General features: G+C 64.1%; 11 protein-coding genes and 1 tRNA gene. 3 read left to right on the top strand and 9 right to left on the bottom strand.

Features of this window, described 5'->3' with window-relative positions; translation table 11 throughout:
- The first annotated feature begins 171 nt into the window (after positions 1-171).
- The 3 genes from M2342_RS05945 (at position 172) to M2342_RS05935 (ending at position 4,102) form a co-directional block, all read left to right on the top strand.
- Positions 172-1,521, top strand: coding sequence for an MFS transporter (locus M2342_RS05945; RefSeq protein WP_264578414.1), 1,350 nt, complete (start codon positions 172-174; stop codon positions 1,519-1,521).
- 67 nt (positions 1,522-1,588) lie between these two features.
- On the top strand, positions 1,589-2,512 hold the full coding sequence (cysK, locus tag M2342_RS05940; protein WP_264578413.1) for a cysteine synthase A: 924 nt from the start codon (positions 1,589-1,591) through the stop codon (positions 2,510-2,512).
- Positions 2,513-2,689: 177 nt separating this feature from the next.
- Positions 2,690-4,102, top strand: a complete 1,413-nt coding sequence (locus M2342_RS05935) for a cell wall hydrolase (RefSeq protein ID WP_264578412.1) — start codon at positions 2,690-2,692, stop codon at positions 4,100-4,102.
- Positions 4,103-4,180: 78 nt separating this feature from the next.
- On the opposite strand, the gene M2342_RS05930 is transcribed toward M2342_RS05935, so the two are convergent.
- The 9 genes from M2342_RS05930 to M2342_RS05890 form a co-directional block, all read right to left on the bottom strand.
- Positions 4,181-5,986 carry an acyl-CoA dehydrogenase C-terminal domain-containing protein gene (locus M2342_RS05930; protein WP_264570934.1) on the bottom strand — a complete coding sequence of 602 codons (1,806 nt, stop codon included), beginning with the start codon at positions 5,984-5,986 and terminating at the stop codon, positions 4,181-4,183.
- A 23-nt stretch (positions 5,987-6,009) separates the two neighbouring features.
- Positions 6,010-6,444: a MerR family transcriptional regulator gene (locus tag M2342_RS05925; RefSeq protein WP_264578411.1), complete on the bottom strand. Its 435-nt coding sequence runs from the start codon at positions 6,442-6,444 to the stop codon at positions 6,010-6,012.
- A 111-nt stretch (positions 6,445-6,555) separates the two neighbouring features.
- Positions 6,556-6,945 carry a phosphoribosyl-AMP cyclohydrolase gene (hisI, locus tag M2342_RS05920; RefSeq protein WP_264578410.1) on the bottom strand — a complete coding sequence of 130 codons (390 nt, stop codon included), beginning with the start codon at positions 6,943-6,945 and terminating at the stop codon, positions 6,556-6,558.
- 86 nt (positions 6,946-7,031) lie between these two features.
- A tRNA-His gene (locus M2342_RS05915) sits at positions 7,032-7,108 on the bottom strand.
- 257 nt (positions 7,109-7,365) lie between these two features.
- On the bottom strand, positions 7,366-7,638 hold the full coding sequence (locus M2342_RS05910) for an HU family DNA-binding protein (RefSeq protein ID WP_181560266.1): 273 nt from the start codon (positions 7,636-7,638) through the stop codon (positions 7,366-7,368).
- Positions 7,639-7,891: 253 nt separating this feature from the next.
- On the bottom strand, positions 7,892-10,288 hold the full coding sequence (lon, locus tag M2342_RS05905; RefSeq protein ID WP_181560267.1) for an endopeptidase La: 2,397 nt from the start codon (positions 10,286-10,288) through the stop codon (positions 7,892-7,894).
- Between the two features lie 216 nt (positions 10,289-10,504).
- Positions 10,505-10,828 (bottom strand): YbaB/EbfC family nucleoid-associated protein, encoded by a 324-nt coding sequence (locus tag M2342_RS05900; RefSeq protein ID WP_264570937.1) that lies wholly within the window; start codon positions 10,826-10,828, stop codon positions 10,505-10,507.
- Positions 10,828-12,582: a DNA polymerase III subunit gamma/tau gene (locus M2342_RS05895; protein WP_264578409.1), complete on the bottom strand. Its 1,755-nt coding sequence runs from the start codon at positions 12,580-12,582 to the stop codon at positions 10,828-10,830. The genes M2342_RS05900 and M2342_RS05895 overlap by 1 nt, the downstream gene beginning before the upstream one ends.
- Before the next feature lie 32 nt (positions 12,583-12,614).
- A complete protein-coding gene (locus tag M2342_RS05890; protein ID WP_264578408.1) occupies positions 12,615-13,523 on the bottom strand; it encodes a DMT family transporter in 909 nt (302 codons plus the stop codon).
- Between the last annotated feature and the right edge of the window lie 51 nt (positions 13,524-13,574).

Raw genomic sequence — 13,574 nt, 5'->3', positions numbered from 1 at the left:
GACCCGAAGGGCGCTGGCAGCCCCAGTGCTCAAACTCGGCCCGGCGGAGCGTGGGTTCCTGCCGGGCCTTTTTCGTTCCGCCCAAGCGAAGGCGCGCGGCAATCGAAAATCTTTGCCCTGCGCGCGTTTTGGTCCGTTGCGCCGTCGCCAGCCTTGCGCCAAGGAACATGCATGGTCAGCCCATCTTCTCGCGAGCCTGACGGCACCGCCGGGCGCAAGCCACCGACCCATCCCTTTCAGATCGGCGCCTTCCGCGCCTATCTGATGGTCCGCCTGTCAACGATTCTCGCATCGAACGGCATGGCGCTCATCATCGCATGGGAAGCCTACAACATCGCGCGCCAGACCATGTCTCCCGGGCAGTCGGCGGCGCAGCTGGGGCTAATCGGCCTCATCCAATTCGTCATGGTCTTCGTGCTGACGCCCTTTGCGGGACTCGTCGCGGACAATTATTCGCGCACCCGCATCGCCATGGGCACGCTCTCGCTGCTGCTCTTCTCGGCAGGGATTTTGGCGCTTTCCAGCTATGAAGGATGGATCAGCCTGCCGCTGATCTTCGCCCTCGCCGCGCTGATCGGCTTTGCCCGCGCTTTCCAAGGGCCAGCGCTCGGCTCTTTGGGCCCGAACATCGTCCCCAAGGACCTGCTGCCCCGCGCCATCGCGTTCAGCAGCATGTTCTGGCAGGCCGGCAGCATCGTCGGGCCAGCCGTCGCCGGCTACGCCTATGCCTTCAAGCCCTATTTTGCCTATATGTTCAGCAGCGCACTGTTTGGCGTGGCGGTCATTGGCATGATCTTCGTAGGCAAGGTCCCGCAAGCGGCCCGCCAGCGCGACCGTCATCCCATCGGCCAGATCATCGACGGCCTCACTTATGTGCGGACCAACCGGCTGGTCTTCGGTGCCATCACGCTCGATCTCTTTGCCGTGCTGCTGGCCGGCACCACGGCGCTTCTCCCGGTCTATGCGCGCGATGTGCTTCACATCGGTTCGCAGGGCCTGGGGCATCTTGCCGCAGCGCCGGGCATCGGCGCAGGGCTGACCGCTCTCTTCTTCTCCTTCCGACCGCTGCGCCACAATGTCGGGCTGAAGATGATGCTCTCGGTCGGCATCTTCGGGCTGGCCACAATCGTCTTCGGCCTCACCGCCTTCATGCCGCAGCAGACCGCGATCATCGTCGCCCTGTTCGCCATGGCGACGTGGGGCAGTGCGGACATGTTCTCGGTGTTCGTCCGCCAGTCGCTCATCCAGCTCCACACGCCCGACGACATGCGCGGCCGCGTGACCAGCGTATCGATGATGACGATTTCCGCCTCCAACGAGCTGGGCGATGCCGAGTCGGGCTTTCTCGCCGCGCTCATCGGGCCGATCGCGGCTGTGATTGCGGGTGGCGTCGGTGCGATTGCCATCACCTTGTGGTGGTCGCGCCTTTTCCCTGAATTGCGGAACGCCCGGACGTTCGATCCGCCCGAGGTTCATTTCCGACCTTCCCACGCGGGCGCTGCTCCCGCAAAAGAAGGATAGAGTCCGCCCCTTGCAAATCTCTATCAATTAAGTTTTAATTGATCGATCGCCTTATGGAGGATTGCCCATGAAAGTCTCGTCCATTCTCGAAACGATCGGCGGCACGCCGCACATCCGCTTCAACCGCCTGTTTGGCGATGCGAATGTCTGGATCAAGTCCGAGCGCTCCAACCCCGGCGGATCGATCAAGGACCGCATCGCGCTGGCCATGATCGAGGCTGCAGAAAAGGACGGCAGCCTCAAGCCCGGTGGCGTCATCGTCGAGCCCACCTCGGGCAACACCGGCATTGGTCTTGCCATGGTCGCCGCCGTGAAGGGCTACAAGCTCGTCCTCGTCATGCCCGAGAGCATGAGCCTTGAGCGCCGCCGCCTGATGCTGGCCTACGGTGCCAGCTTCGACCTGACCCCGCGTGAAAAGGGCATGAAGGGCGCCATCGAGCGCGCGCTGGAGATCGTCGCGGCTACGCCGGGTGCGTGGATGCCGCAGCAGTTCGAAAATCCGGCCAATATCGATGTTCATGTCCGCACGACGGCGCAGGAAATCTTCAACGATTTCGGCGACGAGCCGCTGGATGCACTGATCACCGGCGTCGGCACGGGCGGGCACATCACCGGCTGCGCGCAGGTGCTCAAGGCGATGTGGCCGGGCCTGAAGGTCTTTGCCGTGGAGCCGACGCTCTCCCCGGTCATCAGCGGCGGCGCGCCCGGCCCGCACCCGATTCAGGGCATCGGCGCCGGCTTCATCCCGGCCAATCTGCACACCGATCTGCTGGACGGCGTGATCCAGGTCGATCCCGCTGACGCCAAGGATTATGCCCGCCGCGCTGCCAGCGAGGAAGGCGTACTGGTCGGCATCTCGTCCGGCGCCACGCTGGCCGCTATCGCCCAGAAGCTGCCGGACCTGCCCGCCGGCGCCAAGGTGCTGGGCTTCAATTACGACACTGGCGAGCGCTATCTTTCGGTGCCGGACTTCCTGCCCGAGGCCGGCTGATCCGGGTCGACCATCCGGTGCCGGCGAGCCGTTAAGACTTGCCGGCCGGAATTTCCCGTTATGGCACGGCCGTCCCTGCGACCGGGCGGCTGGCCGTGCCGCTCTTGCCTAACGCGGCCTAAAGGCACACATACCGCCCCTCTTCGACCGCGCATGGCGGCTTTGGCGGAAGGACGTATGGCAACCAACGGTCTGATTGCGCGAAAATCGGCATTCCCGGCGCTCTCTTCGCGCCAGGGCCGACTCGTGCTGGCTGGCCTGCTGGGGCTGATCCTGACCGGCGCTCTGGCGCTGCTCGCCATCGGCAATCGCACCAGCGTTACCGCGCTGTCCGGCAGCGAGGCCGTGAGCACAGCCCTGCCCAAGGCACCGGATAACAGCCCCGTGCCCGTCGTCGAGCCGCTGGTGCTCGACGCCTCCCACCCCGATCAGGCGCGGCAGCTGAACGCACAAATCCCATTCTCGACCGCGCCCAATCCTGCCGCGCGCCCCTTCACGTTCAAAGGCGACGCGATGGCACTGGGTCGGGCAACCGACTGTCTTGCCGCCGCGATGATCTATGAAGCCGGCGACGACGCCAAGGGCCAGCGCGCCGTGGGACAGGTCGTGCTCAACCGCCTGCGCCACCCCGCCTTCCCCAAGACGGTGTGCGGCGTAGTGTTTCAGGGGCAGGAGCGGGCCACCGGCTGCCAGTTTACCTTCACTTGCGATGGTGCCATGACGCGTCGCCCATCCCCGGCAGCCTGGGATCGCGCCCGGGGCAATGCCACGCGGATGCTCGCAGGCGATGTCTATGCGCCTGTCGGCTACAGCACCCATTATCACACCGACTGGGTGATGCCCTACTGGAGCAAGTCGCTCGACAAGGTCGCGGCGGTCGATACGCACCTGTTCTTCCGCTGGCAGGGCTGGTGGGGCACACCGCCGGCATTCGCACGGAGCCTGACCATTGCCGCCGAACCGGCCATCGCCAAGCTTGCCGCCTTGTCGCCTGTCCATGCTGATGATGGCGCGCTGGCCGGCACCTTGTCCGGCTCGCTGATCGACGACGCCACCGCACCGGCGTTGCTTGGTGCTGCGGATATCGGCAAGCGCATCGGCCCCGGTCGGCTGGCTGCCATCGAGCCCGGCGGCACGGGCTTTGTGATGACGCTCGATCCGGGCGGCGATCCGGCCCGCTATGCCGACGCCGCCGCGCGCCTGTGCGCCGGTCGCGCCCAATGTCGCCTGCTGGCGTGGACGAGCGACAAAGCGACGCCACGCAGCTTCCCGGTCGCCGAAACCAGCCTCGCCTCCATGTCCTTCTCCTATATCCGCATGAAGGATAGCGGCATCGAGCGCACGCTCTACAATTGCGACGAGTTCCGCGACGTGCCGCGCGTCAACTGCATGGTCCGCCGCACGCCGAGCGCACCCGCGCCCAAGCTGCTGGCCGACGAACGAGGTGAAGGCTCGCGGATCAACCTGCCGGACGGCGCGCGCCCCGTTGCCGACATGCAGCGCGGCGAGCTGGTGCCGCTCAAGCCCGGCGATGCCGCGCTGTTCAAGGCGCCGCTGCGGGCTGATGCGCCGGCATCTGCAAAGCCCTGAGCCTCAGCCATCGACGTGAAAACGGCTCCCTCTCCGGAGAGAGAAAGCCGCTTCTTGATCCCGCGAGGATAAGCCCGATCAGGCTGCCGTCAGGAACGCCTCCGGCGGCAGTTCCATCAGCACCTCGGCACCGCCCTCGATCTTGCGACGCAGCGCGCCGGCTTCCGGCATGATGCGCTCGGCGAAGTAGCGCGCCGTCACCAACTTGGCCTTCATATAGTCGGGATTGCCCGTGCCGGCATTGAGCTGCGCCTGCGCGGCCATCGCCATGCGCAGCCACATCATGCCCGTCGCGACGATGCCGGTGATGTGCATATAGGCATAAGCCGCCGCGCCGGCATTGTTCGGGTTCTGCATGGCATTCTGCATCAGCCACATCGTCGCGGCCTGCAGTTGCTGATTGGCCTTCTCCAGCGCCTCAGCAATAGCAGCCGTCTCGGGCACGGCCTTGCCGGCGGCGACATCCTCGGCGACCATCTTGAACAGCGCCTGCACCGCGCGACCGCCATTGGCGGGCAATTTGCGGCCGACCAGATCCATGGCCTGAACGCCATTGGTGCCTTCGTAGATCATGGTGATGCGCGCATCCCGCACCGCCTGCTCCACGCCCCATTCGCGGATGTAGCCATGGCCGCCGAACACTTGCTGCGCCAGCACCGCGACATCGAAGCCCTTGTCCGTGCCATAGCCCTTGATGACGGGGGTGAGCAGCGAGATGATGTCATCCGCCGCCTGACGCTCTTCCTCGGTCGGCGCATATTTGATGAGATCGACCTGGAGCGCGCCCCAGAGAACCAGCGCGCGCAGGCCCTCGGTGAGCGCCTTGCACTCCATCAGCATCCGGCGGACATCGGGGTGCACGAACAGCGTATCGGCGGGCTTGTCAGGCTCTGCAGCGCCGGTCAGCGCGCGGCCCTGCCGCCGGTCCATCGCATAATGGACCGCCTGCTGATAGGCCAGCTCACCTTGCGCGAGGCCCTGAAGGCCCACGCCGAGCCGCGCCTGGTTCATCATGATGAACATCGCAGCGAGGCCCTTATTCTCCTCGCCGATCATCCAGCCTGTCGCATCGTCATAGTTCATGACGCAGGTCGCATTGCCGTGAATGCCCATCTTGTGCTCGATGGAGCCGCATGTGACGGCATTGTGCGCCCCCAGCGAGCCGTCGTCATTGACCATCATTTTGGGCACCAAAAAGAGCGAAATGCCCTTGCTGCCTGCTGGCGCGCCCGGCGTCTTGGCCAGCACGAGGTGGATGATGTTCTCGGCCATGCTGTGCTCACCGGCCGAGATGAAGATCTTGGTGCCGGTAATTTTGTAGCTGCCATCATCCTGCGGCTGCGCACGCGTCTTGATGAGGCCGAGGTCGGTGCCGCAGTGTGGCTCGGTCAGGTTCATCGTGCCGCACCACTGGCCGGAGACCATGTTGGGCACATATTTCTGCTTGAGCGTATCGTCGCCCTTGGCGAGGATCGCGCTGACCGCGGCGCCGGTCAGGCCGTGATACATGTTGAAGCCGTGATTCGATGCCGTGAAATATTCCTCGGCGGCGATCGCCAGCACGATGGGCAGACCCTGCCCGCCATATTCCTCCGGCGCATGCAGCGTGGTCCAGCCACCCGCGACGAACTGGTCGAAGGCCTCCTGAAAGCCCGGCGGCGTCGTCACCGTGCCATCGTCATTGCGCTTGCAGCCAATCTGGTCGCCTACGGCATTGAGCGGGCTAAGCACCTCGCTGGCAAACTTGCCGCCCTCTTCGAGAATGGCCTGAACGATATCGCTGGTCGCCGAAGCAAAGCCGGGATTGTTCGTCAGACGTTCCAGCCCGACGATCTCGTTGAGGATGAACATGGTGTCGGCGACGGGCGCCTTATAGCTGGGCATTGGCCTCTCCGTGGTAGAAAGTCTTAGTTGAGTTCGCCTGACAGGCGCTGATTTTCTTCGACGAGCGCGACGAAATTCTTCAACTCTTCAATCGCTTCGTCGATATCCTGCCGCTGCCGCCGGAGCAATCCGATCCGCTCCTCGCATTTGGCGACAGTAAATTCGCGTTGGGTGCGCCGACCATCGCCGGCATCGTACAGGTCGATCATGTCGCGGATTTCGGCCAGGCTGAATCCCACCCGCTTGCCGCGCAAGATCCAAGCGAGCCGCGCGCGATCGCGATGGCTGTAGACCCGCGTCAGGCCCTGCCGGCGCGGCGAGATGAGTTCCTCATCCTCATAAAAGCGCAGAGCGCGCGGCGTCACTTCGAATTCATCGCACAGGTCGGAGATCGAAAACTCTTCCCGCCCGTCCCGTTCCGGCTGGGGAATGCCGGCAATCATCTGGAGCTTCGTCATTGCATCCATCCTTCCATGAAGGTCAGACGCACAGTTTACGTTTACGTCAACGGAAAATCAACCCCTCCGCGCCGGTGCTCAGACGGGACTGAGCGACATATCCGTTACAGCTCAATGGGCGTGCGGCTCGCGGTCGATCCATTCGAGCCCGTCATCCGTGACGCGGCGATAAAAGCAACTGACGCGGCCCGTGTGGCACGCCGGCCCTACGGGCTTGACCAGCAGCCAGATGGCGTCCTGATCGCAATCCATCCGCATGTCGACGATGTGGAGTTCGTTGCCGGACTCCTCGCCCTTGCGCCAGAGCTTGCCCCGGCTGCGGGACCAGAAATGGGCGACGCGCGTTTCGATCGTCGCGGCCAGGGCCTGCGCGTTCATATGCGCCAGCATCAGCAATTCGCCGGTATCGACATTGCTCGCCACGGCTGTGATCAGCCCGTCGCGGTCATAGCGAGGATTGAGCCGTAGCCCTTCCTCCCGATCATCGTCTGCTTTTGCCATGCGGTGCCTATAGGCTGCGCGCGACGGGCTGTCAGCCCCGTGCACGCAGCGCAGCGCGCCAGTCGTCCAACTCTCGGAAAAGAAAATGGGGCGATCGACGGGATCCGAACCCGCGACCTCTGGTACCACAAACCAGCGCTCTAACCAACTGAGCTACGATCGCCACAGCGTCCATCGACGCTATCGAGAGGCGGCCCATAATGCCCCGGGAGGACCGCCGTCAAGCATAGAGCGCTCCCCTTTCGGGATTAGCACGCTTTTCCCGGCAGACCGGGCATCGTCAGCCTTCACCCCGGCTGAAAATCAAAAAGGCCAGGCAGAGCCCGGCCTTTGCCGACATAGGACGTCGCGTTCCCTGTCGGCGATCCAATCAAGCGGTGCCCCGGCCGGAAAGCGCGGGGCAACGATCGATCGAGTTGATTAGTTGACGGCGTCCTTGAGACCCTTGCCGGCCTTGAACTTCGGCTGGCTGGAAGCCTTGATCGCCATGGTTTCGCCGGTGCGCGGGTTGCGACCGGTCGAGGCCTTGCGCTGCGAAACGGAGAACGTGCCGAAGCCAACGAGGCGAACTTCATCGCCCTTCTTGAGAGCGGCGGTGATCGCGTCGAACACTGCCTCAACAGCCTTGTTCGCATCGGCCTTGGTGAGGCCGCTCTGATCCGCGACCGAACTGATGAGATCCTGCTTGTTCATGCCTTGGGAACCCCCTTCTTGAGAAAACTTGTGGTGGGAATCATGCGACGAAGGCGCGCATAAAGGCTTGCTTCGTCGCAAGTGTCAAAGAGATTTGCGCCTCAAACCCGTTAAAAACCCTGATTTACGCTGTTTTTCACGATGATCGGTCCGGTCCGGACGACGGACCGGCCCATTTATGACGATCCTTAACCGCCCTTAACTTCAAATCGGGCTGTTTTGGGCATCGGCGTCATGACGATCATCGCGAGACTCAGTGCCGCATCCGCTGCTCATGCTCGGCTGCCGAGCCGATCGGAGGCTGGGCGGCGAGATCATCTTCCTCGGACCAGTCGATCGGTGTCAACGCCCCGGTGAGCGCCCGGGCAAGCACCTCGTCCACATGGCTCACCGGCACGATTTCAAGGCCTTCCTTGATGTTCGCCGGAATCTCCACCAGGTCCTTCTCATTCTCCTGCGGAATGAGCACGGTCTTGATCCCCCCGCGCAGCGCCGCGAGCAGCTTTTCCTTCAGCCCGCCAATGGGCAGAACTCGGCCGCGCAGCGTCACTTCGCCTGTCATCGCGACATCCTTGTGGACGGGGATGCCGGTCAGCGTCGAGACGATGGACGTCACCATGCCGATACCAGCGCTCGGCCCATCCTTGGGCACGGCGCCTTCGGGAAGGTGGATGTGAATATCCTTGCGGTTGAAGATGCTCGGCTTGATCCCATAAGCCGGGGCGCGCGCCTTCACATAGGAGAAGGCTGCCTGCACCGATTCGGTCATTACGTCGCCGAGCTTGCCAGTCGTCTTGATCTGGCCCTTGCCGGGGACCGTCACCGATTCGATGGTGAGTAGCTCGCCGCCCACTTCCGTCCAGGCGAGGCCGGTGACGGCACCGATCTGGTGCTCTTCCTCGGAAATGCCGTGACGGAACTTCCGCACGCCCGCATAATCGCCCAGATTCTCCGGCGTAATGGTGACGCTGGTTTCCTTGCCCTCAAGGATACGACGGAGCGCCTTGCGCGCCAGCCGCGCAATCTCCCGCTCCAGCGTCCGCACGCCCGCTTCCCGTGTATAATAGCGAATGAGGTCGCGCAGCGCGGCCTCCTCGATGGCGAATTCGCCTTCCTTCAGCCCATGGGCCTCGATCTGCTTTTCGATCAGATGCCGCTGCGCGATCTCCAGCTTTTCATCCTCGGTGTAACCCTCCAGCCGGATGATCTCCATGCGGTCGAGCAGCGCCTGCGGAAGATTGAGGCTGTTGGCGGTCGTGACGAACATCACATCCGACAGATCGAGGTCGATCTCCAGATAATGGTCCTGGAACTTGCTGTTCTGCTCCGGGTCCAGCACCTCGAGCAGCGCGGACGCCGGATCACCGCGGAAATCCTGGCCGAGCTTGTCGATCTCGTCGAGCAGCACCAGCGGGTTCATCGCCCCGGCCTTTTTGAGGTTGGACGCGATCTTGCCCGGCATGGAGCCGATATAGGTGCGGCGATGGCCCCGAATCTCGGCCTCGTCCCGCACGCCGCCCAGCGACTGGCGCACGAACTCACGGCCCGTCGCCTTGGCGATGGAACGACCGAGCGAGGTCTTGCCGACACCCGGCGGACCGACGAGGCACAGGATCGGCCCTTTCAGCTTGTCAGAGCGCGCCTGCACGGCGAGATATTCGATAATCCGGTCCTTGACCTTGTCGAGCGCGAAGTGATCGGCATCCAGCACTTCCTGCGCCTTCACCAGATCCTTTTTAAGCTTGCTCTTCTTGCCCCAGGGCACGCCCAGCAGCGCATCGAGATAATTGCGGACCACCGTCGCTTCGGCCGACATAGGCTGCATGGAGCGCAGCTTCTTCAGCTCGGCTTCCGCCTTGCTGCGCGCTTCCTTGCTCAGGCGCGTCTTCTTGATCTTCTCGGTCAGCTCGGAAAGCTCATCGCCCTCCTCGCCTTCGCCGCCGCCCAGCTCGCGCTGGATCGCCTTGAGCTGCTCGTTGAGATAATATTCGCGCTGGGTCTTCTCCATCTGGCGCTTCACGCGGCCACGGATTTTCTTCTCGACCTGCAGCACGCCGAGTTCGCCTTCCATGAAGGCAAAGACCATTTCCAGGCGCTTGAGCGGATCGCCCTCGACCAGCAGCGACTGCTTGTCGGCGACCTTCACGGCAAGGTTGGCCGCAATGAAATCGGACAGGCGACCAGCCTCGGTGATCTCGCGCAGTTGCGCGGCAGCTTCCGCCGGCAGCTTCTTGTTGAGCTTGGCGTAATTCTCGAACTGGTCGGTGACCGAGCGCATCATCGCCTCGACCTCAGCACCGCCCACGACGATGTCGTCCAGCGGCGCAACGGTGGCGACGATATGATCCTCGGCATCCGTCAACGCGGTCAGGGAGGCGCGCTGCTTGCCTTCCACCAGCACGCGGACATTGCCATCGGGCAGCTTGAGCATCTGCACGATGCTGGCAATGACGCCCATGTCATAAAGCGCTTCCCGGTCCGGATCGTCCTCGCTCGGGTCGAGCTGCGCGACGAGGAAGATGTCCTTGTCGCCCGCCATCGCCTTCTCAAGCGCCGTCACGCTCTTGTCGCGTCCCACGAACAGGGGCACGATCATCTGCGGGAAAACGACGATATCCCGCAGCGGCAAGAGAGGCAGATCAAGATCCATTGTCACTCCAATCCAGCCAGGGGGCCTTACCCCTGAGCCTGCGAACCGCCTTCGTGCAGAAGGGGCCGCTTCACAACCCGGTCGCTTTTCCCGCGCATCGCGAAAAACGATCAATGCATCATATCGTTCAGCCGCGCGCGCATTTCAACGGCGCGAAAAGCTACTGACGGCTGAACTGGTTAAGCGCGGGTAAAAACTATCGCCTTTTTACGCCGATCAGAACGGCATCTTGAAGCCCGGCGGCAGCGGCAGACCAGCAGTCATCTTGCTCATCTGCTCGTTGGCGGCTTCATCCGCCTTGGCGCGCGCATCATTGAAGGCGGCGACAATCAGGTCTTCCAGCATCGTCTTGTCGGCTGGCACGATCAGGCTCTCATCGACCGAAAGGCCAAGGATACGGCCCTTGGCGCTCGCCCGCACCTTGACCAGTCCGCCGCCGGACGCACCCTCGACCTCGATATTATCGAGTTCGGCCTGCGCCTTCTGCATTTCCTCCTGCACCCGGCTGGCCATGCCGAGAATGTCGTTGAGGTCCTTCATCAGCCTTCACTCCTATATTGCTCATCTTCCGGGTCCACGAGCCGTGCTCCGGGGAATGCTTCCAGCGCGGCAGCCACGATAGGGGCAGCGCTGATCTGGGCAAGCCGCGCTTCCTTGGCGGCCTGCTCCTGCTCGCGCAGACTTGGCTGGCCGTGGGCGTCCGTCGAGCGGACATCCCAGACCTCGCCCGTCACCTCACGCAACGCCGCCGCTACTTGCCGGGGGAAATCGGCGTCGAGCGGCTGGAGGATGCGGAAGGCCAGCTCCGGCGGAGCATAATGCACAAGGCTCACATAATCATGCAGCTCCGCGCCGAGCCGGGCATGGCGCGCCTTGAGCGCCTCGACCATCCCGGCAAAATCCGTCGGCAGCGCTGGCGTTGCCGCTTCCGACTCCGGCTCAGGCGCGGCTGGCGGCGCGGGCGGCGGAGCGCTCGGGGGCGCCTGGGCCGCTTCGCTCAACGTCCCACTGGGCGCAGGGGCCGGCATCGTCGGGCTCACCTGCCCGCCACCGGCACCGTCGCGGATGAGCCGCGCCAGTTCGGCCGGGTCCGGCATGGCCGAGGCGTGGATCAGCCGCAGCAGCGCCATTTCGCAGGCCGCATGGGGCCGTGCTGCAGCGGCAACCTCGGCATGGCCCTTGAGCAGCAATTGCCACAGCCGATGCAGCACCGGGAAAGACAATTGCTCTGCCCAGCCGGCAATCGCGCCGCGCTCGGCCTCCGGCATGCGGTCGAGCCCGGCGCCGCGCCCGGCCTTGGCCGTCGTCGCCGCATGGATGAGATCGAGTAAGGCATTCACCGTGGCGAGCGGCTCGACGCCGAGCGCTTCCTGCTCGCCCAATGTCGCCAGCACCGCCGGTGCATCGCCATCGAGAATCTGGTCGAACAGCCGCCGCGTCGCGCCGCGATCAGACAGGCCGAGCATTTCGCGAACCTGATCGGCCTGCACGAAGGGCAGGCCATCCTCGCCGACCCCGGCATGCGCAATCGCCTGATCTAGGATCGACTGACCATCGCGCGCCGAGCCTTCCGCCGCGGTGGCGATGAGGCGCAGGGCATCGTCCTCGGCGACGACGCCTTCCTTGCCGCAAATCATGCGGAAATTATCGACCAGCAACTCCACCGGGATGCGCCTCAGGTCGAAGCGCTGGCAGCGGGAGAGCACCGTGATCGGCACCTTGTTCACCTCGGTGGTGGCGAACAGGAACTTCACATGCTCCGGCGGCTCCTCAAGAGTCTTGAGCAAGGCATTGAAGGCATTGCGCGAGAGCATGTGCACTTCGTCGATGATGTAGATCTTGAACCGCGCGGAGACGGCTGCGTAACGCACCGCCTCGATGATCTCGCGCACATCATCGACGCCGGTGTGGCTGGCCGCGTCCATCTCGATCACGTCGATATGGCGCCCCTCGGCAATCGCCTTGCACGGTTCGCAGACGCCGCAGGGATCGATCGTCGGCCCGCCCTGCCCGTCCGGACCGACGCAATTGAGTGCCTTGGCGATCAGCCGCGCGGTAGAGGTTTTCCCTACCCCGCGCACGCCGGTCATCAGGAAGGCGTGGGGCAAACGCTCGCGCTTGATCGCATTGGCGAGCGTGCGCACCATCGCTTCCTGGCCGATCAGCTCGGCAAAGGTCTGCGGGCGATAGGCGCGGGCGAGCACGCGATAGGCGGGCGCGTCAGGCGCCACAGCCGCTTGCGGCCGGGGCGGTTCGCCAAGGTCGAAGCCCGGATCGTCTGAGGAATCGGTCATTGCGTTCGTTCTAGCCGCACTCGCGCCGGAAGTTAATGCGCCATCGGGACGCGGACGGATCGGCGCAGGAAGGGCAGCGCGATGCCAATGAAGATCAGGCCCATGCCGGCAAGATGATAGCCATGCAGCGGCTCGTCCAGCAGCAGCGCGGCCAGCAGCGCCCCGAACACCGGCTGCAGGTTGATCACCTGCCCGGCATCGCCCGCCCCGATCTGGTCCACCGCCAGGTTGAACAGAAAGTAGGCGACCAGCGAGGGCAGCAGGATGACATAGGCCACGCCCGCCGCCACGCCGGGCGTCATGATCACCCGCGCATGCGTCAGTTCATAAGCGGACAGGGGCGCCATGCACAGCACGCCGATGAACGCGGTGATGGCCAGAAAGCTCAGCCCGTGGATCTTCGGCCGCAGGCGCAGAAACACCGTGTAGAGCGACCAGAGGCTGACCGCGCACAGCACCAGCAGATCGCCCCGGTTGAACACCATCGAGAACAGGGCCGAAGGATTGCCCTGCAGGATGATCGTGAGCACGCCGGCAGCGGCCATGATCACGCCCACCACCTGCATAGCGCGCGGGCGATTGCGGAAGAACAGGAAATCGAACAACAGCACCAGCGCCGGAATGGCGGCCTGGATGAGCAGGCTGTTCGCCGCCGTCGTATATTGCAGGCCGGAATACATGAACGCGTTGAAGCAGCCGACGCCGATCACGCCGAGGAACAGGATGATCTTCCAGTTGGCTTTCGCCACGGGCCAGTCCTGCCGCAAATAGCGCCAGGCGACCGGCAATGCGATCAGCGTCGCGCCGCTCCAGCGCCAGAAGGCCAGTGTGAAGGGCGGCATTTCCGTGTGGATGGCCCGCGCAACCACGGAGTTGCCGGACCAGAGCAGCATCACCAGCACCAGCATGAGATAGACGATGGTTCGGGATCTGCCGGCCATGAACTCAGTCCTTTCGCGCGCGCCGCTCAGCTACGAAAGCGCGGCCTGCCT

This window comes from Sphingobium sp. B8D3A (assembly GCF_025961995.1).
In the GTDB taxonomy this organism is placed as follows: domain Bacteria; phylum Pseudomonadota; class Alphaproteobacteria; order Sphingomonadales; family Sphingomonadaceae; genus Sphingobium.
The sequence above is the reverse complement of the archived record's forward strand: the minus strand, read 5'-3'. Positions and strand labels throughout refer to the sequence as shown.

Excerpts from the sequence above, each read along its gene's own strand:
- M2342_RS05930 (WP_264570934.1), bottom strand. The coding sequence starts at position 5,986 with ATGCCCAGCTATAAGGCGCCCGTCGCCGACACCATGTTCATCCTCAAC.
- M2342_RS05925 (WP_264578411.1), bottom strand. The coding sequence starts at position 6,444 with ATGACGAAGCTCCAGATGATTGCCGGCATTCCCCAGCCGGAACGGGAC.
- M2342_RS05935 (WP_264578412.1), top strand. The coding sequence starts at position 2,690 with ATGGCAACCAACGGTCTGATTGCGCGAAAATCGGCATTCCCGGCGCTC.
- M2342_RS05895 (WP_264578409.1), bottom strand. The coding sequence starts at position 12,582 with ATGACCGATTCCTCAGACGATCCGGGCTTCGACCTTGGCGAACCGCCC.
- lon (WP_181560267.1), bottom strand. The coding sequence starts at position 10,288 with ATGGATCTTGATCTGCCTCTCTTGCCGCTGCGGGATATCGTCGTTTTC.
- M2342_RS05945 (WP_264578414.1), top strand. The coding sequence starts at position 172 with ATGGTCAGCCCATCTTCTCGCGAGCCTGACGGCACCGCCGGGCGCAAG.
- M2342_RS05890 (WP_264578408.1), bottom strand. The coding sequence starts at position 13,523 with ATGGCCGGCAGATCCCGAACCATCGTCTATCTCATGCTGGTGCTGGTG.
- cysK (WP_264578413.1), top strand. The coding sequence starts at position 1,589 with ATGAAAGTCTCGTCCATTCTCGAAACGATCGGCGGCACGCCGCACATC.
- M2342_RS05900 (WP_264570937.1), bottom strand. The coding sequence starts at position 10,828 with ATGAAGGACCTCAACGACATTCTCGGCATGGCCAGCCGGGTGCAGGAG.
- hisI (WP_264578410.1), bottom strand. The coding sequence starts at position 6,945 with ATGGCAAAAGCAGACGATGATCGGGAGGAAGGGCTACGGCTCAATCCT.
- M2342_RS05910 (WP_181560266.1), bottom strand. The coding sequence starts at position 7,638 with ATGAACAAGCAGGATCTCATCAGTTCGGTCGCGGATCAGAGCGGCCTC.